At 47.1% G+C, this 22,518-nt stretch carries 19 protein-coding genes; 12 read left to right on the top strand and 7 right to left on the bottom strand.

Annotation, left to right across the window (positions count from 1 at the left end):
* Positions 1-46: 46 nt before the first annotated feature.
* The 11 genes from VF685_RS04960 (at position 47) to VF685_RS04910 (ending at position 15,011) form a co-directional block, all read left to right on the top strand.
* Positions 47-2,185 (top strand): type IV pilus secretin PilQ, encoded by a 2,139-nt coding sequence (locus VF685_RS04960; RefSeq protein ID WP_440203582.1) that lies wholly within the window; start codon positions 47-49, stop codon positions 2,183-2,185.
* 36 nt (positions 2,186-2,221) lie between these two features.
* Positions 2,222-2,764 (top strand): shikimate kinase AroK, encoded by a 543-nt coding sequence (aroK, locus tag VF685_RS04955; protein WP_075167858.1) that lies wholly within the window; start codon positions 2,222-2,224, stop codon positions 2,762-2,764.
* 22 nt (positions 2,765-2,786) lie between these two features.
* Positions 2,787-3,869: a 3-dehydroquinate synthase gene (gene aroB, locus VF685_RS04950; protein WP_286384664.1), complete on the top strand. Its 1,083-nt coding sequence runs from the start codon at positions 2,787-2,789 to the stop codon at positions 3,867-3,869.
* Between the two features lie 12 nt (positions 3,870-3,881).
* The gene (locus VF685_RS04945; protein WP_253096588.1) at positions 3,882-4,718 is read left to right on the top strand and encodes a hypothetical protein; all 837 of its coding nucleotides are present in this window, start codon (positions 3,882-3,884) and stop codon (positions 4,716-4,718) included.
* A 438-nt stretch (positions 4,719-5,156) separates the two neighbouring features.
* On the top strand, positions 5,157-9,632 hold the full coding sequence (gene gltB / locus VF685_RS04940; protein ID WP_104483980.1) for a glutamate synthase large subunit: 4,476 nt from the start codon (positions 5,157-5,159) through the stop codon (positions 9,630-9,632).
* Between the two features lie 73 nt (positions 9,633-9,705).
* Positions 9,706-11,127, top strand: coding sequence for an FAD-dependent oxidoreductase (locus VF685_RS04935; RefSeq protein WP_045795263.1), 1,422 nt, complete (start codon positions 9,706-9,708; stop codon positions 11,125-11,127).
* Positions 11,128-11,368: 241 nt separating this feature from the next.
* Positions 11,369-12,253, top strand: a complete 885-nt coding sequence (locus VF685_RS04930) for a metal-dependent hydrolase (protein ID WP_440203579.1) — start codon at positions 11,369-11,371, stop codon at positions 12,251-12,253.
* Positions 12,254-12,419: 166 nt separating this feature from the next.
* The gene (locus tag VF685_RS04925; protein WP_005180484.1) at positions 12,420-13,010 is read left to right on the top strand and encodes a LemA family protein; all 591 of its coding nucleotides are present in this window, start codon (positions 12,420-12,422) and stop codon (positions 13,008-13,010) included.
* A gap of 26 nt (positions 13,011-13,036) precedes the next feature.
* Positions 13,037-14,101 carry a TPM domain-containing protein gene (locus VF685_RS04920; protein WP_440203578.1) on the top strand — a complete coding sequence of 355 codons (1,065 nt, stop codon included), beginning with the start codon at positions 13,037-13,039 and terminating at the stop codon, positions 14,099-14,101.
* A complete protein-coding gene (locus tag VF685_RS04915; RefSeq protein ID WP_440203577.1) occupies positions 14,095-14,655 on the top strand; it encodes a TPM domain-containing protein in 561 nt (186 codons plus the stop codon). Before VF685_RS04920 ends, VF685_RS04915 begins: the two co-directional genes overlap by 7 nt.
* A 68-nt stretch (positions 14,656-14,723) precedes the next feature.
* The gene (locus VF685_RS04910) at positions 14,724-15,011 is read left to right on the top strand and encodes a hypothetical protein (RefSeq protein WP_440203581.1); all 288 of its coding nucleotides are present in this window, start codon (positions 14,724-14,726) and stop codon (positions 15,009-15,011) included.
* A gap of 41 nt (positions 15,012-15,052) precedes the next feature.
* On the opposite strand, the gene VF685_RS04905 is transcribed toward VF685_RS04910, so the two are convergent.
* Positions 15,053-15,520 carry a pilin gene (locus VF685_RS04905; RefSeq protein ID WP_440203576.1) on the bottom strand — a complete coding sequence of 156 codons (468 nt, stop codon included), beginning with the start codon at positions 15,518-15,520 and terminating at the stop codon, positions 15,053-15,055.
* Positions 15,521-15,858: 338 nt separating this feature from the next.
* Between VF685_RS04905 and VF685_RS04900 the strand changes: the two genes are divergently transcribed.
* Positions 15,859-17,499: a Wzy polymerase domain-containing protein gene (locus VF685_RS04900; protein ID WP_440203575.1), complete on the top strand. Its 1,641-nt coding sequence runs from the start codon at positions 15,859-15,861 to the stop codon at positions 17,497-17,499.
* A 111-nt stretch (positions 17,500-17,610) separates the two neighbouring features.
* Here the strand turns inward: VF685_RS04900 and bfr are convergent, their stop codons facing one another.
* From bfr to gmk, 6 genes are all read right to left on the bottom strand, one after another.
* Positions 17,611-18,075, bottom strand: a complete 465-nt coding sequence (bfr, locus tag VF685_RS04895; RefSeq protein WP_005180468.1) for a heteropolymeric bacterioferritin subunit Bfr — start codon at positions 18,073-18,075, stop codon at positions 17,611-17,613.
* A 226-nt stretch (positions 18,076-18,301) separates the two neighbouring features.
* Positions 18,302-18,496, bottom strand: a complete 195-nt coding sequence (locus tag VF685_RS04890; RefSeq protein ID WP_034597991.1) for a bacterioferritin-associated ferredoxin — start codon at positions 18,494-18,496, stop codon at positions 18,302-18,304.
* 154 nt (positions 18,497-18,650) lie between these two features.
* Positions 18,651-19,034 carry a RidA family protein gene (locus VF685_RS04885; RefSeq protein ID WP_005180461.1) on the bottom strand — a complete coding sequence of 128 codons (384 nt, stop codon included), beginning with the start codon at positions 19,032-19,034 and terminating at the stop codon, positions 18,651-18,653.
* A gap of 71 nt (positions 19,035-19,105) precedes the next feature.
* Entirely contained in the window at positions 19,106-21,205 is a 2,100-nt protein-coding gene (locus tag VF685_RS04880; RefSeq protein ID WP_104498093.1) for a RelA/SpoT family protein, read from the bottom strand.
* A 223-nt stretch (positions 21,206-21,428) separates the two neighbouring features.
* A complete protein-coding gene (gene rpoZ / locus VF685_RS04875; RefSeq protein ID WP_004809957.1) occupies positions 21,429-21,710 on the bottom strand; it encodes a DNA-directed RNA polymerase subunit omega in 282 nt (93 codons plus the stop codon).
* 76 nt (positions 21,711-21,786) lie between these two features.
* Positions 21,787-22,410 carry a guanylate kinase gene (gmk, locus tag VF685_RS04870; RefSeq protein ID WP_045795273.1) on the bottom strand — a complete coding sequence of 208 codons (624 nt, stop codon included), beginning with the start codon at positions 22,408-22,410 and terminating at the stop codon, positions 21,787-21,789.
* Positions 22,411-22,518 lie beyond the last annotated feature (108 nt).

The following is a 22,518-nucleotide window of genomic DNA, read 5'->3' as shown; positions in this document are numbered from 1 at the left end:
AATGAATAATACTGTGAAAGATTTTATTTTTGGGGATGGCATTACAATGAACAATTTGTTCCGTCAGTTTTCAATGGGCGCTGTTGCGATGGCCGTCATGCAAGTGGCCAATGCGCAGGTCAGCATTACCAATATTGTACCAATGCAAATTCCAGGACAAGGTACTGAAATTCGTGTCATGTTCAATGGCTTGCCACCTCAGCCTGCAGCCTATCAGCTTGAGCAGCCATCACGTTTGGTGCTGGATTTTGATAAAGCCCAGCAGACCTTAAAACAGGCCAGCATTCCGGTTGCGACTCGGGAAGCCAGCTCGGTTGATGTCAGTTCCGATGCCCAGCGTGCACGTTTAACGGTTAATCTGGCTGAAGCGGGTGCTTTTACTACCCGTGTTGAAGGCAATACTTTTATTCTTAAAATTAACAGCACTCAGGCAGCCGTAACGCCAGTGACGGTACAGCAGACGGCTCAAGGTGTATCGAATATCGGCTTTCAGCGCGGTGCAGAAGGGGAAGGTCAGGTAGTAATTGACCTGGCAGGCAGCAACACCCCGGTCGATGTACAACAGCAAGGCAGTAAAATTATTGTCCGTACCTTGGGCAATAAAATTCCTGCACATCTGGCGCGCCGTTTAAGCGTCAATGATTTTGCCACCCCGGTATCTACCATTGATGCGCAAAATGATGGTGGCAATGGGGTAATTACTATTCAGTCTGCCGGAAGCTATGAATATATGGCGTATCAGGCAGAAAATAAACTGACCATTAGCCTGAAACGTCCGGTAGATAAGAACCCGTTCAAACCGCGTGCAGCACAAAGCTATACCGGCAAAAAGATTTCTTTAGATTTCCAGGATATTGAAGTGCGTCGTGTGCTGCAGTTACTGGCGGATTTTACTGGAATTAACATGGTTGCCGCCGATACGGTACAAGGCAATATCACCTTACGTCTCAAAGATGTGCCGTGGGATCAGGCACTAGATATTATTTTAAAAACCAAAAATCTGGATAAACGCCGTAATGGCAATGTGATCTGGATTGCACCCGTCGCAGAGCTGATCAAGGCCGAAGAAGAAGAAGCCAAAGCGATTGCTCAAAGCGTCAAGCTGGCGCCGCTGCAAACCGAATATATCCAGTTAAATTATGCCAAGGCTGCTGATATCGAGAAACTGATTACTGATGGTAAAAACGCATCCAATTCTCGAGGCGGCACAAATTCGGGTTCTGGGGCAGATCCACTTGGTGATAGCGTCGGTAGTCTGCTCAGCCCACGTGGTACGGTGTCGGTTGATCCACGAACCAACACCCTGATTATTAATGATACTGCACAAAAAATTGACCAGATTCGCGGCATGATTGACTTGCTGGATGTATCGGTGAAACAGGTGATGATTGAAGCGCGTATTGTGCGTGCCACCACTGACTTCACCAAAGAGATGGGGGTCAAGTGGGGCATCCTGTCACAAGGGATCATGAATAATAACCATCTTTTGGTCGGTGGTAGTGATACCACACTGTGGAATTTACGTGAGCCGGAATTTGACGATGAGCGTGGTGGTTATACCTATGAAATTGAACGTCCACAAAACTTGAATGTCGATTTGGGGGTCACCAGCCCAGGTGCGAGCCGGATTGCTTTTGGTCTCATCAGCCTGTCTGACTTTATGCTGGATTTAGAACTGTCTGCCCTACAAGCTGATGGTTATGGTGAAGTGATTTCGACACCGAAAGTACTGACTGCTGATAAGCAACAGGCCAAAGTGGCTTCAGGTACGCAGATTCCGTATCAGTCTGCTGAAGGAGGCGGTGTCAATGCGGTATCCACCACAGAGTTTATTGATGCAACTTTAAGTCTGGATGTTACGCCAAGCATTACCCCGGATGGTAAAGTGCAGATGAACCTGAATATCACCAGTGATAGTCCGGGAGCACCAACGCCGACCGGTCAGCTGACGATTAACAAAAACTCGATCAATACCAATGTACTGGTCGATAATGGTGAAACCGTCGTGCTCGGTGGTATTTTTGAGCAGCAGACAGCCAATCAGCAAACCAAAGTGCCATTCCTGGGGGATATTCCGTATTTAGGCCGTTTATTCCGTAAAGATATTAAATCGGACAATAAACGTGAGTTGCTGATTTTTGTGACACCACGAATTGTTAATGACAGTGTTTCAAGAAATCATTAATATATTTTCAATTTAACAAAATAAATAGGTGACTCCTTGCCAAGCAAAGAGTTTAACGCCCTGCCAAATATCTATTTGGTGGGGCCGATGGGGGCCGGAAAAACCACGGTAGGGCGACATTTGGCAGAGCTGCTCGGACGCGAGTTCCTGGACAGCGATCATGAAATCGAGCGTCGTACCGGGGCCACCATTCCCTGGATTTTTGAAAAAGAAGGGGAAAGTGGTTTCCGTCACCGTGAAACCACCGTCATTGACGAGCTGACCTCTCGTACTCAACTGGTTCTTGCCACTGGCGGCGGTGCAGTCACCCAGGCTCCAAACCGTGAATTCCTCAAACAGCGTGGTATTGTGGTGTATCTGTATACCCCGGTCGAAATCCAGCTGCAACGTACCTACCGCGATAAAAACCGTCCTCTCCTTCAAGTTGAAAATCCTGAACAGAAACTGAAAGATTTGCTTGCAGTACGCGATCCATTATATCGTGAGGTGGCGCATCATATTATTGAAACCAATCAGGGTGCAGCCCGTGATCTGGCACAAAAAATCCTGAATGTGATCGTGGCGAAAAAATCAATTTAATTGAGTACAGTGTTTTAAAACCATGCAAACCTTATATGTTGAACTCGGCGATCGCCGTTACCCGATTTTTATTGGCAGTGATTTAAATCCTCAGACCTTACTGGAACCTTATATTCAAGGCAAGCAGGTCATGATTGTGAGCAACAGTACCGTGGCGCCTTTGTATTTAGAGCACTATCAAACTGCCATAGAAGCACTGGGTAAACAGGTGGCAACATGTATTTTGCCCGATGGTGAAAAATACAAGGATATTCAGCATCTCAATCTGATTTTTGATGCCCTGCTGGAGGCCGGGTTTAACCGCGATTGTACCGTGCTGGCACTCGGCGGCGGTGTGATTGGCGATATGGCCGGTTTTGCCTCGGCCTGTTTCCAGCGCGGTGTGTATTTTATTCAGGTGCCGACCACCTTGCTGTCTCAGGTCGATTCTAGTGTGGGTGGGAAAACTGGAATTAACCATCCGCTAGGTAAAAACATGATTGGTGCCTTCCAGCAACCGCAAGTGGTGCTGGCCGATATGTCACAGCTAAAAACCTTGCCGGATCGTGAGCTGTCTGCCGGTCTGGCCGAAGTGATTAAATATGCGCTGCTGGGTGATATTGAGTTTCTGGACTGGCTAGAACAGCATATGGATGCCTTGGTGGCACGTGATCCGGTCTTGTTGGCGGAAGCGGTGTACCGTTCTTGCGCACACAAAGCCCGTATTGTCGCCAATGATGAAAAAGAGCAGGGCGAACGCGCATTGCTGAATTTGGGTCATACCTTTGGTCATGCCATCGAGTCTTATCTCGGTTATGGCGAATGGCTGCATGGTGAAGCGGTTGCGACCGGCATGGTGATGGCTGCCGATTTATCGCATCGGATGGGCTGGATTTCTGCAGACGATGTTGAGCGTACAAAAAGAATCATTTCTCGTGCCGAATTGCCGATAGTATGTCCTAAAATTCCGTTGGATGATTTTCTCGGTTTTATGGCCCATGACAAAAAAGTGTTGAATGGCCAGTTGCGACTGGTATTAATGCAGCGTCTGGGACAGGCCATCATTACCCGGGAATTTGATCCGGAATTGATGAAACAGTCTATTCTTGCGCATCAGGCAGCATAAATAAGGGATCCCATGGCAGCAGCATCACAAAGCGTCAAACAACGTGTTCAGAATTCCATCTGGTTGGTGTGTGGTGCGCTGTGTCTGCTGCTGGCGATTATCTTCTGGGCCATTACCGATCGTGATGAGCTGGTTGAAGTCGAAAAAGCCCCGGAATCAGAAGTTGAATTACAGATTCAGCCGGCAAAAGTCGCGGCAACCGCGCATTTGGGTGCCCTGATCGACGAAGTCAAACCGCTGGAACAAACCAAGCGTTTAACCGCTTCCGGTTTGCATGAGCCTGAATTTCGCGGCACCAAATTTATCTCCGAGCAGCGTAAGCACCAGACCATTGAGCTGTTTCGCGTGAGCGAAGAAGATATTATCAAGGGCTTTCTGAAAAAACAGGCTGATCGCCAGAATTTTCTTTATATTCGCTTGAGTGGTGAAAACCGCGCCGAGCAATATGTGTTGCTGTATGGCAATTATAAAAATACCAGTCAGGCGCGAAGCGCTTTAGAACAGCTGGCGCTGCAATTGCCTGCATCGGTCAAACCGGTGGTAACCAGCTTTATGGACTATCTACCGTTTGTGAATGACCTGGGTGCAGAGGAAGTGAGCCTAAACAATAAACTTTATGAAGTGGCTTTAAAGCCGGCTGCGCTGCCGAAAATTGATGAAAGTCTGCTGGCTGCACCAAAACAGAGCGCAACCAGTCCGCAACGCTCCACTACAACCACCACCGTAACCCGCCGTGATCAGGACGGAAACGTGGTGGATGTGCAAAAATCACAAAGTGGTGTTGCTCCACCTGCACCAGCATCGAATAACACCACCACAGAACAAGAAATTAGCGATCCTTTCAATTAAACTGCCGTTCTAAAATAGCGCAGGCTGGTGTATAAAAATAAAGATATGCACAAAAACAGTGCGTATAAAATAAGCGAAACTTCCCTGAAAGCGCACCGCTCTCACTGAAACTTGCCCAAATTAAGTCATTTAAAAATAGCACAATAAAGTTGGCATCATTTTTGCATTATTGGGGCATCAATTGAGTTAATGTCCCTATTTTGGAGCAAGAAAGATTCAATGATTGTGCGAAATCGTCAAATGTTTATGCTTGATTTAAGTGCGTAAAGGCAGTCACGGTTTTCCTCAGCTTGTCATCTTGATCACTCAAGATCAAAGCCAGGAGAAATGAACTTGCTCAACATGGATCTTAAGCTAAGTCAGTCGGACCAGGTCGCAAAAGAAAGTAGATTGTTAATGCCCAGCAAGGGCGCGTTGAAAGAAGGGTACGCTATGCACATGCCATCGCCTAATACTGTAGCTCCCGCTCAAGGTTTATACCAACCGGATGAGTTTAAAGATAACTGTGGTTTCGGTTTAATCGCCCATATGCAGGGTGATGCAAGCCATGATCTCGTCAAGACCGCCATTCATAGTTTGAGTTGTATGACCCACCGTGGTGGTATTGCCGCAGATGGCAAGACGGGCGATGGTTGCGGTCTATTGCTTGCCATGCCAAAGCAGTTCTTCCGTGAAGAAGCCAAACGCTTAAGTGACATTACCTTAAGTGAAGTGTTTGCTGTGGGCACCATTTTCCTGAGCCTCGATCCGGCCTTAGCTGCGCATGCCAAACAGACGTTAACCAAAGAAATTGAAGCAGAAGGCTGTAAAGTCATTGCCTGGCGTGTAGTGCCAACCAATAACGATGCTTTAGGTTCAATTGCCATGCAGTCTTTGCCTGCATTTGAACAGGTCATCGTGAACTGCCCGATTGGCGTGACTGAAGTTGAATTTAACCGTAAATTATTTTTGGCGCGTCGCCGTGCCGAACAGCAACTCAGCAATGATCCGTATTTCTATGTGACCACTTTATGTTCAACTGTGATCAGCTATAAAGGTCTGATGATGCCAGCTGCGATTGCTGACTTCTATACCGACCTGGCTGATGAGCGTTTAGCGTCACATATCGTGGTGTTCCACCAGCGTTTCTCGACCAATACCTTGCCACGCTGGCCGCTGGCGCAGCCGTTCCGTTATCTGGCGCACAATGGTGAAATTAACACCATTACTGCAAACCGTAACTGGGCGCTGGCACGTACCCCTAAATTTGAAAACCCGTTGTTGCCGGGCTTAACCGAGCTGAATCCAATTGTGAACCGTACCGGTTCGGATTCATCCAGCCTGGACAATATGCTGGAAATTCTGGTGGGTGGTGGTATGGATCTGTTCCGTGCGCTACGTATGCTGGTACCACCAGCCTGGCAAAACGTGGAAACCCTGGATGCAGACCTGCGTGCCTTCTATGAATTTAACTCGAAACACATGGAAGCCTGGGATGGTCCGGCAGGTCTGGTGATTCAAGATGGTCGTCATGCCATCTGTATGTTAGACCGTAACGGTTTACGTCCGGCACGCTGGGTCATCACCAAAAATGGTTACATTACGCTGGCTTCTGAAATTGGGGTTTGGGGTTATGAACCGGAAGATGTGGTGTCGAAAGGCCGTGTCGGTCCAGGCCAGATTCTGGTGGTTGATACCATGACCGGTAAAGTGCTGGACACCAGTGATGTGAACCAGCATCTGAAAAAAATGCGTCCTTATCGTGAATGGTTACGTGAAAATTCAATTCGCGTTCAAGGCAGCCCGGAATTAGAAGAATATTTATGTGATCAGGGCTTAAAAGGCGATGGCCTGAAAGCGGCACAAAAAATGTTTATGGTCACTTTTGAAGAACGTGACCAGTTACTGCGTCCAATTGCAGAAAGCGGTCAGGAAGCCGTTGGCTCGATGGGCGATGATACCCCAATGGCCGTGTTGTCGCGTCAGGTGCGTCATGTATCAGATTATTTCCGTCAGCAGTTTGCACAGGTCACCAACCCGCCAATCGACCCGTTACGTGAATCAATTGTGATGTCGCTGGAAACCTGTCTGGGCCGTGAGCAAAATGTGTTTGAACAGGGACCGGAACATGCTGATCGTCTGATCATTTCCAGCCCGGTACTGTCAAACTCGAAAATGCACCAGATTCGTACTTTAGGACGTAAAGGCTATGAAATTGCCGATATCGACCTGAACTATGCTGAAACTGAAGGTCTGGAAGCGGCAATCACACGTATTTGCGAGCAGTCTGCGCAAGCGATTCGTGATGGCAAAACCTTATTGGTACTTTCCGATAAGAAAATCCGTGAAGGCTATCTGCCGGCCAATGCGGTAATGGTGACGGGTGCGGTGCATCACCACCTGATCAATACCGGTTTACGTACCGATGCCAACTTGATTGTGGAAACCGGTTTTGCCCGCGATCCGCATCAATTTGCAGTGTTACTCGGTTTTGGTGCCACCGCCATCTATCCATATCTGGCTTATGATGTGATCAATGATCTGGTCGCTAAAGGTGAACTACTCGGTGATCCGGTCTATGCACAATCGAACTTCCGTAAAGGGATTGAAAAAGGCCTGCTGAAAGTCCTGTCAAAAATGGGTATTTCAACCGTTGCTTCGTATCGTGGCGGTCAGCTGTTTGAAGCAGTCGGTTTATCTGCCGAAGTGGTGAATACCTGCTTTAGCGGTGTACCAAGCCGTATTCAGGGCGCGACTTTTGTTGATCTGGAAAATGACCAGAAAAAACTGGCCGATACTGCGTGGAAAGCGCGTAAGCCAATTGATCAGGGTGGTTTGCTGAAATTCGTCTTCGGCAAGGAATATCATGCCTTTAACCCGGATGTGATCAATTCCTTACACAAGGCGGTGCGTTCAGGCAATTATGCCGATTTTAAAGAATACGCCGAGATTGTGAATAACCGTCCAATCGCGACCATTCGTGATTTATTTAAACTGAAAACAGACAATTCGATTCCACTGGAACAGGTGGAGTCAGTTGAAGAGATTTTACCGCGCTTCGACTCTGCCGGGATGTCTTTGGGTGCGTTATCACCTGAAGCGCACGAAGCGATTGCAATTGCCATGAATACGATTGGTGGTCGTTCGAACTCGGGTGAGGGCGGTGAAGATCCAGCGCGTTACGGCACCATCCGTAACTCGAAAATCAAACAAATTGCATCGGGCCGTTTTGGTGTGACGCCTGCGTATTTAACCTCTGCAGAAGTCCTCCAGATTAAAGTCGCGCAAGGTGCAAAACCAGGTGAAGGTGGCCAGTTGCCGGGCGGTAAAGTCAACGGACTTATTGCGCGTTTACGTTACTCTGTACCGGGCGTAACCCTCATTTCGCCGCCGCCGCATCACGACATTTACTCGATTGAAGATTTATCACAGTTGATCTTCGATTTAAAACAGGTGAACCCACAGGCGATGGTGTCGGTGAAACTTGTTTCTGAGCCAGGTGTCGGTACGATTGCGGCCGGTGTTGCGAAAGCGTATGCCGACTTCATTACCATTTCTGGTTATGATGGCGGTACAGCGGCTTCGCCACTTTCTTCTATTCACCATGCCGGTTCTCCGTGGGAGCTCGGTCTGTCTGAAGCGCATCAGGCACTGCGTGTGAACGACCTGCGTGGTAAAGTTCGCGTACAAACCGATGGTGGTTTAAAAACCGGTCTGGACGTGGTGAAAGCGGCCATCCTCGGTGCTGAAAGCTTCGGTTTTGGTTCTACCCCAATGATTGCTTTAGGTTGTAAATACCTGCGCATTTGTCACCTGAACAACTGTGCGACCGGTGTGGCGACGCAGCAGGATCACTTGCGTCAGGAACACTATATTGGTGAACCGCAAATGCTGATCAACTTCTTCACCTTTATTGCTGAAGAAACCCGTGAATGGCTGGCGGCGCTGGGTGTATCCAGTCTGAAAGACCTGATTGGTCGTACAGACTTGCTGGAAATCCTGCCGGGTGAAACCGACAAGCATGCCCATCTGGATTTAAGTGCATTGCTGGAATCGCATCCTGCGGCGGAAGGTAAGGCGCAGTACTGTGAAGTACAAGGCAATGAACCATTCGATAAAGGTATATTGGCCGAGCAGATGGTCAGCGAGATGCTGCCAGCAATTGAAGCCGGTACCGGTGGTGAATTTAATTACAGCATTGGCAACTGTGACCGTTCAATCGGTGCACGTATTTCCGGTGAAATTGCCCGCCGTTATGGCAACCTCGGTATGGAAGCCCATCCGGTGAAAATGAACCTGACCGGTACTGCAGGTCAGTCCCTGGGTGTCTGGAATGCCGGTGGTTTACACATCAAGCTGGAAGGCGATGCCAACGATTACGTGGGTAAAGGGATGGCTGGTGGTCGTCTGTCGATCTTCCCGCCAAAAGGTTCGCCATTCCAGACCCAGAATACCGCGATTATTGGGAACACCTGTCTGTACGGTGCCACTGGCGGTAAACTGTTTGCAGCGGGAACTGCGGGCGAGCGCTTTGCGGTGCGTAACTCGGGTGCCTTTGCCGTGATTGAAGGCGCGGGCGATCACTGCTGTGAATACATGACCGGTGGTATCGTAACGGTACTGGGTAAAGTCGGACACAACTTTGGTGCCGGGATGACAGGTGGTTTTGCTTATGTACTTGATTTGGACAACGACTTCGTTGACCATTACAACCATGAGCTGATCGAGTTAAACCGTATTTCTACAGAGTCGATGGAAGAACACAAAGAGTTCTTGTCACGTATCTTAGATGAGCATATTCAAGAAACGGGTAGTGCCTGGGCGTACAAGATCCGCCATGAGTTTGATTACTACAGCCGCAAGTTCTGGCTGGTAAAACCAAAAGCAGCCAACTTGCTGACTTTGTTAAAGACAACTCAAGCTGATCCTCAATAATTCCACGACTGCAGAAATGAAGCCAGATGCAAGGCAACTGTGAATCCCTTGCATCTAGCCACGGAGTAAAGACATGGCAGAACGCCTAAGTAATGACTTTCAATTCCTGGATGTTGCACGCCAAGACCCAGAGAAAAAAGAGATTGACGTCCGCAAATCTGAGTTTGTGGAAATTTATAAGCCATTTACCGCAGAAGTGGCGACCAACCAGACCCATCGCTGTTTAGGCTGTGGTAACCCGTACTGTGAATGGAAGTGTCCGGTACATAACTACATTCCAAACTGGTTAAAACTGGTTTCAGAAGGCCGTATTTTCCAGGCGGCAGAACTGTGCCATCAGACCAATACTTTGCCAGAAGTTTGTGGCCGGGTTTGTCCACAAGACCGTCTCTGTGAAGGCGCCTGTACCTTAAATGATGGCTTTGGTGCCGTGACCATCGGTAATGCAGAAAAATACATTAATGATACTGCATTTGCGCTGGGCTGGCGTCCAGACATGTCACATGTCAAATGGACCGATAAAAAAGTCGCGATTATTGGTGCCGGTCCGGCAGGTCTGGGTTGTGCCGATATTCTGGTGCGTAATGGTGTAAAACCGGTGGTGTTTGACAAGCGTCCGGAAATTGGTGGTCTGCTGACTTTTGGTATTCCAGAATTCAAGATGGAAAAAGATGTGATGAAACGCCGCCGTGAAATTTTCACCGGTATGGGCGTAGAATTCCGTTTAAATACCGAAATTGGTACAGATGTCACCATTGACCAGTTACTGGCTGATTATGATGCTGTCTTCATGGGCATGGGTACTTATACCTACATGAAAGGTGGTTTTGCCGGTGAAGACCTAGATGGTGTGTATGATGCGCTGGATTTCCTGATTGCCAACGTGAATCGTTGTCAGGGCTGGGAAAAAGATCCATCAGAATACATCTCTGTGGAAGGCAAAAAAGTGATTGTCCTGGGTGGTGGTGATACCGCGATGGACTGTAACCGCACCTCAATCCGTCAGGGTGCCGCGTCAGTGACCTGTGCCTATCGCCGTGATGAAGCCAATATGCCGGGTTCACGTCGTGAAGTAACCAATGCGCGTGAAGAAGGCGTGGAATTCCAGTTTAACCGTCAGCCAATTGAAATTGTGGGTGAAAATGGCAAAGTCACTGGAGTAAAAGTGGTGACCACGCAACTGGGTGAACCAGACAGCCGTGGCCGTCGCAGCCCTGAGCCAATTCCGGGTTCAGAAGAAATTCTGCCGGCAGATGCAGTATTGTTGGCCTTTGGTTTCCGTACCAGCCCAGCCGACTGGTTTGCCGATGTGAACATCAACCTGGATGGTTCAGGTCGTGTCGTGGCTGCAGAACAGCAGGAATTTAAATTCCAGACTTCAAACCCGAAAATTTTCGCCGGCGGTGATATGGTGCGTGGCTCTGATTTAGTCGTGACTGCAATCTGGGAAGGCCGTCAGGCAGCAGAAGGCATTCTGGACTATCTGGATGTCTGATTTACGCTGAATTCATTCAAGAAGCCCGCTTTTTAGAGCGGGTTTTTTAATCTCCTTGGTTTCAGAATCAATCCCTGAAAATGAAAAAAAGACAAGGGCTGCTAGCAAATTCACTGTAAACACACTTTATGCAACAGGTCATTTTGAAGTTTTTTGCAAATCGAATCGGTCTTTTTGCCATAGGGGAAAAGTGATTTTGTTCACATACTGAGCGTCTCCAAAACAAAAAAGATCAGTAACCATGACGCAAGTGACGGCAGAAAAATCCTATCTTCATCGTCCGAAAGCCATTGGGATCACGGTTCGCCGGCTCACATTTAATCCTCATGCCATCCGCCGGCATTATTTTGCCAATTCGCCGGTGATGTCGCATCTGCTTACCGCCTTATCTTCCACTTTTCCCATTGGTGAGCAGTTTTTTGTGCATAGCGTGCGCAATGTACGCGATCAGGTTCAGGATCCGCAGTTGCAGGCACAAATTGCTGCGTTTATTGGGCAAGAGGCAATGCATTCCAAGGCGCATCGTGAATTTAACAACGCCTGGCGCCGTGATGATTATCAGCTCGATCGTTTTCAGGCCTGGCTGGCGCGTAAAGATCATCATGTCAAAAGTCTGCCACCCAAAGTGCAACTGGCGATTACCTGTGCCTTTGAACATTTTACTGCGCTACTGGGCGGCTATATTCTGCGTCATCCGGAAGTGCTGAGTACGCTGGATGATGATGCGGCCAAACTGTGGATCTGGCATGCGATTGAAGAAATTGAACATCGGGCGGTGGCGTTTGAGGTATATCAGCATGTGTATGCCGATCATCGTCTGCGCCGTATGATCATGCGCAGTGTGACTGCCGGTTTTGCCAGTCTGACTTTTTATAGCGCTTCACAGCTGTTTTTGCAGGACAAGAAAAACAGTATGCCGAAAATCGGCGGTAATCTGTTGGGCCTGTATTTGCTGGCGAAAATGCTGCTGCAGCTATTGCCGGAATATCTGTCCTATTACCGGAAAGATTTTCATCCGGCCAAAATCAATTACAGTCGCAGTCTTAGATACTGGAAGCAGCGCATGGCAACGCAGTATCAGGTTGAAGGTTTCCAGCAGGAACAGCCACCACAATTACTCAGTTAATTCAAACAGATGTTAAACCGCTAATCAAAACCGGACTTCTTTACTCGTCCGGTTTTTTCATGCGCATGTGTTTTCCAAGTGATAAATAAAATTAACAAAACTGGGCTAAAATACCGTTAGAATCAAATTATTGAACAAATACAAATAAATAATTAGAGGATAAGGCATGAACTTGATGAAAAAAACACTGCTGATGCTGGCGCTCAGCAGCAGCTTGACCCTGAGTGGCTGTGGCTATAACACCTTACAGGTCAAAGATGAAGCCGTAACGGCGGCCTGGTCGGAAGTACAAAACCAGTATCAGCGCCGTGCCGATCTGGTGCCGAACCTGGTCAATGTGGTGAAAGGCTATGCCGCACATGAAGAGCAGGTGTTGACTGAAGTGACCCAGGCACGTGCCAATGTGGCCGGCTTAAAAGTCGATCAGGCGGTGCTTGAAGATCCGGCTCTGTTCCAGCGCTATCAGGAAGCGCAAGCGCAAATGACCGGGGCGTTGTCGCGTTTAATTGCGGTATCAGAAAATTATCCGGATTTAAAAGCCAATCAGCAGTTCCGGGATTTGCAGGTGCAGCTTGAAGGCACCGAAAACCGTATTGCCGTGGCGCGTAACCGTTATATCACCACGGTGCAGGACTTTAATGCCTATTCACGCCAGTTCCCGCAGGTGATGACTGCAAAAGTGATTGGTATGGACACCAAGCCAAACTTTAGTGCCGATCAAAACGCGCAAACTGCACCGACCGTGTCGTTTGAATAATCCCACGCCCCAAGGAGCCGCGGATCATGCCTGATTCAATTACTGCTCTCATCCGGTGGATACTGCACAGCCTGCTGTTGTGCTGTGCGCTATTGCTCAGTTCACTCAGCTTGGCAGACACGACTGCCACTGGTTCGGCAGATGATCTGGCGGCAGCGCGCATCATTCAGGAACAGCAACGCGCGGCCAATGCTCGTCATCAGAGTCAGGCAGCCGCTGCATCTGAGGCAAGTGCTGAACAACCGGTGATTGCCAATGATATGGCAGAAGGGGAGTCCATCCGCGGCTTGCCGACTTTAAATGAACCGGTGATTGATCAGGCCAATTTGCTGAGTGCAGCGCAGAAACAGGCGATTAGCCAGCGGATTTTAGCGCTGCATCAGCAGGGTAAAGCACAAATTGGGGTGGTGATTGTCCCGACCACCGGTCAGGAAGATATTTTTGATTTTGCCATGCGGGTCGCAGAACAATGGCAGTTGGGCTCGGCCAAATATGACAATGGCTTGTTAATGGCAATTGCAGTGAATGATCGCCGTATTCAGATTTTAACCGGTTATGGTCTGGAAGGGGTATTACCCGATATTGTGCTGGGCCGGATTATCAACAACCAGATCACGCCGTATTTTAAACAGGCGCAATATGCCAGCGGCATTGAAGCCGGTCTGGCCGAAATTGAACGTATTTTGAATATGGACCCGGACGTAGCGGCCAATGCGGCTAAAGAGCTGCAGGAACGCCAGCAACAGGCACTGCGTGAGCAGCAGGCACGGGGAAAAACTTTTAATACAGTAATTTTTATTTTAATTGCCGGGGTGATTGGCTCTTATATTGTTGGTAAACGTCTCAGCGCTTCAACCGCTGCGGTGGCGGCTACGGTGGCGGGGCTGGTCAATGGTGTAGGCATATTCACCAGTTTATTGATGGGCCTTGGAATTTTCTTTTTACTCATTACCGCGCTGGCACAAGCGATTTTTCATATTTTCCTGGCCTCGGCCGGTCGTGGCGGTGGAGGCGGCGGCTTTGGTGGAGGCGGTGGATATAGCGGCGGAGGCGGCGGCTTTGGCGGGGGAGGGGCATCAGGATCATGGTAACCACAACAGATACAACCGAAATTATTACCCAGCCGAAAACTCAGGAGCTGAGCCAACCCAGTTTAAAACGCTGGTTCAGGCATTTTTTCTATATGCCGGCGACCAAGCGCTTTTTTAACCAGCAGGACCAGTACGCGATTGCACAAGCGGTCACAGAAGCTGAGCATGGCCATATTGGCGAAATTCAGGTGGTGATTGAAGGCTGTCTGCCTTCGCGTTTGGCCTATTATCTGGATACGCGTACCCGCGCACGACAACTGTTTGCTGAACTGGGTGTCTGGGATACGGAATATAACAGCGGTGTGCTGCTGTATTTAAACCTGTGTGAGCGTAAAGTCGAGATTGTGATTGACCGTGGTATTAAGTATGCCACTGAGCAGCAGGTCTGGGATGAGATTTGCCAGAAAATGGTGTATGGCCTAGCGCAAAGAGAGTATCAGCAGGCCGTGATCTTGGGTGTTAAAGAAATTGGCATGATTCTGGATGGTTTTTATGACCGGAAAATTCAGGATGAAGCCAATGAGCTGGGGAATAAGCCGATTATTCTGGGGTGATTTTTTTAATTAATTAACTGTATTGGATTGAATATTGTGATACTTAAGAGAGTTTAAAGACTAATAAGCTGAACTTATTACCCAAAGGTTCTGTCATTAATAATGACACCGTGGCACTTGAAGCAGGACGTAAACGAGGTTCGATTAAAAAAAGCCGTCATGCTGCATTAATTGAGGCAATTGAGCAGGCTGCGCAGCAAGCAGGACAAAATGTACTTTCGCCTACACAACAGGTTGAACAAGCAAAAAACAAAACTAAAGCGGTGAAAAATGATTATGAGCAGCTGAAAGAAGATTATGAAAAACTGCTGGAAAAGTGCAATTCGCTGTTGTTAGAAAATTTTGGATTGAAATAAAAAAACACATCAAATTTGATGTGTTTTTTTAAGTTTATATATTAAAGAGTAGGTGCAGTTGCTTGACTAGTACAATTACCTGAAATTTCTGCAGGTGCGTTTGTTACACAAGCCCATGTGCCATTTGAACCTGTTGTAGATGGGGTGTATGTAAATAAAACTGCTACGTTAGCAAGCTTAGCGTTTACACCAGTTGCATCAAATGTATATAGAGCCTTAGCATCAGTGCTCGTGCCACTTGTATATGCACCATAGGTGATATCCCCATATTTCCCTTCTAATCCAGCGCCTAAAGGATTGTCTGTTGCACTACTGGCAACATAGCTAGTGCCTTGATCAACTTTTTCTTGAACGGCAGATTTTAAACCTGATAACAGTACTTGAGACTCAGAAAATTGAGAACGAGCAATATAGTTTTGATAAGCAGGGATCGCGATTGCAGCAAGAATACCGATAATTGCTACAACAATCATTAATTCAATAAGGGTGAAACCTTTTTGAGCGTTCATAACATTCTCCACAAATGTTTTGTTAATTTAATTATAAGCTTTGTAAGCTAATTTATAGTTTGCACAAAGTGTGCCAAACTATGTTAGCGACTTATTCTATAAAAAATCAATACTTTGCTTATATATAAATTGGAGTGGAAAAATTTTTCTGTAAATATATGTAAGTAACTGACGTAAATTGTCAGTTTTTTAGGTTTTTTATTGTTTCTTGAATAAGGGGAAGGTTCATTAGAAATATTAATATCAATGCAAAACTACAATCGCTAAATAATTAAATAGTGGCTCCCTCAGCTGCTTTTTTGATTATCATAGCTCATCTTTTTCTCAACTTTTGCAGCATGAAATTTTTCCTCTTGCTTCTCGCCAGTATCTTTATCTCCCTCGCCTGGCTCCTTCCCATTCATTACCGTCCCTGGGTCACCTATACCGGCGAGCTATATGCTTTTCTTGCGCTGTTCGCTTTGGCGGCTATTTTCCTAAAAGAAAAACTGACTCTTCCAAAAATAAGCCTGCCTTTACTGGCCTTAACCGCTGTTCCATTTATCCAATGGGCCTGTGGTTTGCTGTTCTTTTTTGATAAAGCGCTATTTAGCAGCCTGTATATCTTTGGCTTTTGGTTGGCGATTGTACTGGGCTATAACCTGACCGTAGATGCTGCGCAGCGAGAAAAAATATTTACAGGTTTAAGTTTTGTCTTTTTAGGTGTCGGCACCCTAACCGGTCTCATGGCCATTTGCCAATGGCTCACCATCGACCAGTATTTCCCGTTTATAGTCGATATTCGTACTGGCCAGCGCCCTTATGCCAACTTTGCCCAGCCGAATAATATGGCGACCTTTCTGGTCATGTCCTTAATGGCCTGTTTATATCTGTATGAAAAACAGAAACTGAAAACAGCACTTTTGGTTGTAACTGGTTTGGTGATCTTAAGCGGGGTGGTGCTAAGTCAATCGCGTACCTCTTGGGTCGCCTCGCTGTGTATTCTGGCTTATCTCGGTTATCAGCAATACCAAGGCTATATCCGCCTGAAATGGCTCTATAGCGCGCTCTGGTTTGCAACTTTTGTTGGTTTGATCTTTATTGCCCCTTCCGTAAGTCAACTACTCTCACAAATCGCAGATATAGCGGTACAGTCTCGTGATGTGGTACAGCGTGCTACCGGTGATATGTCGCGGCTGGCAATCTGGGAGCAAATGCTGCATGCCATTGCCCATCAGCCCTGGTTTGGCTATGGCTGGCATCAGACCAGTGTTGCTTACACCACCATCAGTGAATTTTTCCAGGGACCGGTATGGATTCGTAGCGCTCACAATGTGGTGCTCGATCTTCTGCTCTGGAATGGTCTGCTGATTGGCTTGCCATTGTTGGCTTATCTGGCCTATTGGGGCTATCAGCTGCATCGGCAGGTGAATTCGACCATTTCGGTGATTAGCCTGTTGATGCTGGGTGCCTTCCTGATTCATGCCATGCTGGAATTCCCGCAGAACTATGCCTATTTTCTGCTGCCCGCCGGTTTTATTTTGGGGATTGTGCAGTCGCAACGTCCAAATGCTGGTGTGCAGTTATCGCCAATATTCATGCGGGTTGGCTTTGGAGTGGGATTAGTCCTGTTATTGCTGATTTATCGTGATTATGAGTTGATGGTACCGAAGCTAAATCAATCGGTGCGTTATGAAAAGACACCGGAAAAAATCATCAATCAGGATCAGATTTATCTGCTCGAGGAATTTAACCGCCGCATTGCCTGGATTCGTCTGAATCCGTATAGCCAGCAGAGTCCGGAGCAATTACAGCAGATTCATGAGATTGTGCTGAATTATCCAACCCAGTATGACCTGCTTAAATATGCCCGAGTGCTGGCCTTTAATGGCTATGAAGCCGAAGCCAAACAGCAGCTGGAGCTGTTAAAGATCTTACGAAAGGTCGAGGTGGATTATGACAGCTTGCTGGATGGGGCAGAAATCAGCAAAGAGCCGTAAATTATCTTCTGATTTTTAAGGCTGCTGTTTGGGATTTGAAACACATTGCTCAATCCATAAAAAAGACCGGACTTCCGGTCTTTTTTATGCAGTTAATCTTTTTAATTGAGCTTAGAGCTGACTCTGAATATAGTTTTCAATACCGACAGATTCAGTTAAATCCAGTTGCGTGGTTGCCCAGTCTAGATATTCTTCTTCTTTTTCCAGAATTTCCTGAACCAGATCACGGGTCACATAATCCATTTCCTGTTCAGCCAAAACGACGGCTTTCTGAATGGCTTCAATATTTTCTTTGACTTTACGGACATCACAGTTCAGCACTTCAACCGTGTGCTGACCAATATACAGTTTGCCCAGATGTTGCAGATTCGGCAGACCTTCTAGAAATAAAATCCGCTCGATAATTTTATCGGCATGTTTCATTTGACGAATTGATTCTTTATATTCCGCCGAACCGAGTTGCTCAATGCCCCAGTCATTAAACATGCGCGAATGTAAAAAATACTGGTTAATAGCGGTTAAATGATGATACAGCACCTGATTCAGCTGATTAATCACCTCACGATTGCCTTTCATTGCACTACTCCATCTCACAATTTCTGCCCTAAACAGTTTTAAGGCAATCTAGAGCTTTATCTTAAACAAGATGATGGAGGATGGCGAGTAATTTATTGAACAGCAAATGAAAATCGTCATCAATGTGATTCGGCAGCAATGCCCGGTCGGGCAATAAAAACCCGCCTGAGTCAGAAGCGGGGGAGGAGAGTCGGCCCACGGACCGAAGGATTTATTCTTATTGGAATTAGGCAGCAACTGCGAGACGGCCAGCAAGTTCGGCCACCTCATCGCTAATAATGGCACGTGCTTCAGGGGCACAGCGGCCACAGCAGGTTCCCAGATCGAGCAGGTCACGAATTTCGCGATAGCTTTCAGCACCATTCGCTACGGCGTCTTTAATGTCTTGATCTGTAATACCACGGCACAAGCAAACGTACATTGATACAACCATGAAGAATTAAATAAGATAAGTGTTATTATTGATAATTATTATCGTTTGTCAATAAAAATCATTTGAAAATTCATTTGTTGTGATTGGGTTTTTGAATAAAAAAATACCATCTTATCGATGGTATCTTTTTTGTACAGCTAAGTTATTGATTAATAATTACCACGCCATCCATTTCAACCAGTGCACCTTTGGGTAGGCTGGCCACACCTAAAGCGGCACGCGCTGGATATGGCTGGGCAAAATATTCACCCATAATCTGGTTCACCAACTGGAAATTGGATAAGTCGGTCAGGTAGATGTTCAGTTTGGCAATATCAGCCAGCGTGCCACCTGCGGCTTCACAGACGGCTTTCAGGTTGTCAAAAACACGACGGATTTGCGCTTCAATGCCTTCAACCAGTTCCATGCTGTAAGGATCAAGGCCAATCTGTCCTGACAGGTACACGGTATTGCCAACTAAAATGGCTTGAGAATATGTACCAATGGCAGCAGGCGCATTTTCAGTATGGATCACTTGGCGGGACATCGATTTCTCCTTTTATAAGTATGGACAGCATAAACGATTAGCCGGGCAGGCTCAGGCCTATCGTATCATGATTAACAGGCCTTGGATGTTTCGGCAATATTGGGCGGCAGTTCCAGACGGATAATCCGCGGGAAGCCAAAATGCATGCGCAGGTCGCGAATAATCTGGGCAATCTGCTTACGGTTGTTCACCACAATATTGACATAAGTCTTGGCATCGTGGCTACGGACCATTTCCACCCCGGTCTTGGCCTTACGGCATTGATAGATCAGGTCAGAAATCTGCTCATCATTCATTTCAATATCAATGCATAAATAGGCGGTGAAACTGACGTCATCGACGTCATCCGAGTTCCACTGTAGCGGCATGATATTTTCCGGATGCAGATGCTGTTCATGCAGCAGGTTATGGCAACGCGCGCGATGCACAATTAAACCACGGCGGGATAAATGGCCCTGAATCGGATCGCCAAGCACCGGATTACAGCAATGCGCATATTTAACATCAATGCCTTCGGTGCCCTGAATCAGACGATCCGAAACTTCCGAGCTGCTGTCCTGTGAATAGAGATGGTTGGCCACCAGTTGCGGTAACAGGTCACCGACTGCAATCTGTTCAAACAGGCGTTCTTTACTGTCGATATGACGCCATTGCAACAGGTTAATCCAGTCGTCTTCGCTTAAATCTTTAATCGAACAGTTAAACAGTTTCAATGCGCGGTTAAGGGCTTGCTCACCGACCAGGCGCTGCTCGTCAATATCCTGATCACGCAGAATGTTTTGCAGGGCACGGCGCGCTTTCTGGGTGTTAATAAAGCTGAGCCAGTCCGGGTTTGGTGTCGCTAAAACATCGGTAATCACTTCCACCACCTGACCGCTGGTTAGCGGGGTAGATAGTGGTTTGATTTCTCCATTAATTTTCGCACCGACCGCATGGTTGCCGAGGAACAGGCTGGCCGAATAGGCAAAATCAACTGCGGTAGCACCTTGCGGTAATTCATGCAGATGGCCATGCGGGGTATAAACCCAGATTTTTTCCTGATGCAGATAATCCAGCAGCTCGCTAAAGGTGGTTTTGGCACAGGCGCCATCAATCAGCACGTTCAGGTTTTGCATCGAGGCCTGAATCGCCGAGCGGCAGGCTTGCGGTGCATTCTCACCGAGAACCACGCCAAAACGGGCTGCTTTACGCATCAGCTCGGTTTGAATGGTTAAGGATAAGGTGGTTTCTTCACCTTTCAGGCGCAGCATCAGCGACTGGTTGCCACCCGGTAAGGGCCGGCGAATATGATCGGCAAAATGCAGCACCTGAAAATGTTCACGTAAAATATCGGCTAAGCGGTCACAGTCGGCAATGCTTTGCAGAATAATTTCAAAGGCGTGGCTGTGAGTCAGCTCTTGCAGGTCGATGTCATTTTTGACGAAATAACGGAGCAGTTCGATATTGTTATTTTTCTTTTTAATCCGGCCGCTAATCTGATGATATTGCAGCAACTCGGCCAGGTTCTTTTCCCATTTGGCCTGATATTCACAGCGTTTCGGCTTGGTTTCTAGCAGGGCAGCCTGAACATTGTTGAACATATCCAGATCAAGATTCTGGTAGCACAGATGTTCCAGGTTGTCGGCCATTTCATTCATACCGACAATACGCGCCATCGGCACAAAAATATCAAAGGTTTCCTGGGCAATGCGGGCGCGTTTATCTGGACGCAAGGCATCCAGCGTGGTCATATTGTGATAGCGGTCAGCCAGTTTAATAATGATCACACGCGGGTCTTGCAGGGTCGCTTGCAGGATTTTACGGAAGGACGCGGCTTTATTGTATTCTTTATCGCTGGAATGGCTGAGTTTGGTGACGCCATCGACCAGTTCGGCCACGGTACGGCCAAATTTTTCGGTAATATCTTCTTTGCTAAATTCGGTATCTTCAATCACATCATGCAGCAGTGCCGCCATCAGGGTTTCGGCATCCAAACGCATGTGCGCCAGAATGCAGCTGACCGCAATCGGATGCAGAATATAAGGCTCGCCGCTTTTACGGGTCACGCCATCATGCGCCAGATCGGCATAGTCACAGGCCGCAAGCACGCGCTCGCTATCGCTTTCACTCAAGTAAGCGTCGATAATCATATTTAGTTGCTGTTTGGCTTGGCTGACCTCTGCGCCTGGCATATACCACCTTTAACTACAATGCTCGTAACAATCACAAAAACTGATCTTCTAATGAAAAACATATTGCATGACTTGTCAATTTTTTTCACCGAAAATATCGAAATAAAAGCTCGTTGTAATTACGAGTTCCGATGCTTATGTTATAACGGTTATTGCGCAATTATTAAAGTTCAAATAATAAAAAAGCCTAGTAAAAAACTAGGCTTTTTCAGGATGTATTTTCTTATTGGAAAGAAAAACCATCTAAATTCAAGTTATTTGCTGAAAGTGCAAGGTCAAGGCTAGAGGTTTGGTAGTCCTGATCGCGTTGTTTCAAAATGTCTTTAGAAACGTGGCCTTCTGCAATTTCACGTAAAGCAACAACGGTAGGTTTGTCGTTGTCCCACTCAACGGTAGGTTCAATTCCCTGACGTGCCAATTGACGCGCGCGTTTGCTTGCCACTAGTACAAGCTCAAAGCGGTTGTCTACATGGTCTAAACAATCTTCAACGGTGACGCGTGCCATAAGAGTTCTCGTTTGAATGGTAAATTTAAACAGACTGTGCAGTATAAGGTGCTTTGCCTGAAGACTCAAGTTTTAATCAGGGTGCTGTAGGGGTAATCAGCTTCTGGATCAACTCCTGATGACGGTTGGCCTGCTGGCTTAACACCAGACGGTTGGCAATAATCACGGCTTCCAGGTCATGCAGGGCTTTATTAAAGTCATCATTGATAATCACATAGTCAAAGTTGACATATTGCTGCATATCTTCTACTGCACAGCTTAAGCGATGTTCAATCACATCCACAGCATCGGTGCCGCGATTGGACAGGCGCTGGCGCAAGTCAAACTGGCTTGGCGGTAAAATAAAAATCTGTTTCGATTCAGGAAAAAGTTTGCGCACCTGCTGCGCACCTTGCCAGTCAATTTCCAGCAGGACATCGTGACCTTTGGCCAATTGTTCTTTGACTGTGGCTTGGGCTGTTCCATAATAATTGCCAAAGACTTCGGCATATTCAATAAAACCGCCTTGTTGCACTAGGTCGATAAAATCCTGTTTCTGGGTGAAATGGTAATGAACGCCGTCCAGTTCGCCAGGACGTTGACCACGGGTCGTGTGGGAAACAGAAACGTGCAGATTGTTAACACGTTCAAGCAGGGCTTTAACAAGGGATGTTTTGCCTGTTCCTGAAGCTGCAGAAACGACAAACAAGAGACCCGACATGATATTTTTCCTGATATGATAAAATATCTTCTCTATTTTAGAGCAGAGCTGGCTTAAACAAAATAGTTAAGCATCTATTTGTTTGCATTAATTTCGCATCTGTCTGCA

Source organism: Acinetobacter sp. Brlt_5, from assembly GCF_051949055.1.
In the GTDB taxonomy this organism is placed as follows: domain Bacteria; phylum Pseudomonadota; class Gammaproteobacteria; order Pseudomonadales; family Moraxellaceae; genus Acinetobacter; species Acinetobacter indicus.
The sequence above is the reverse complement of the archived record's forward strand: the minus strand, read 5'-3'. Positions and strand labels throughout refer to the sequence as shown.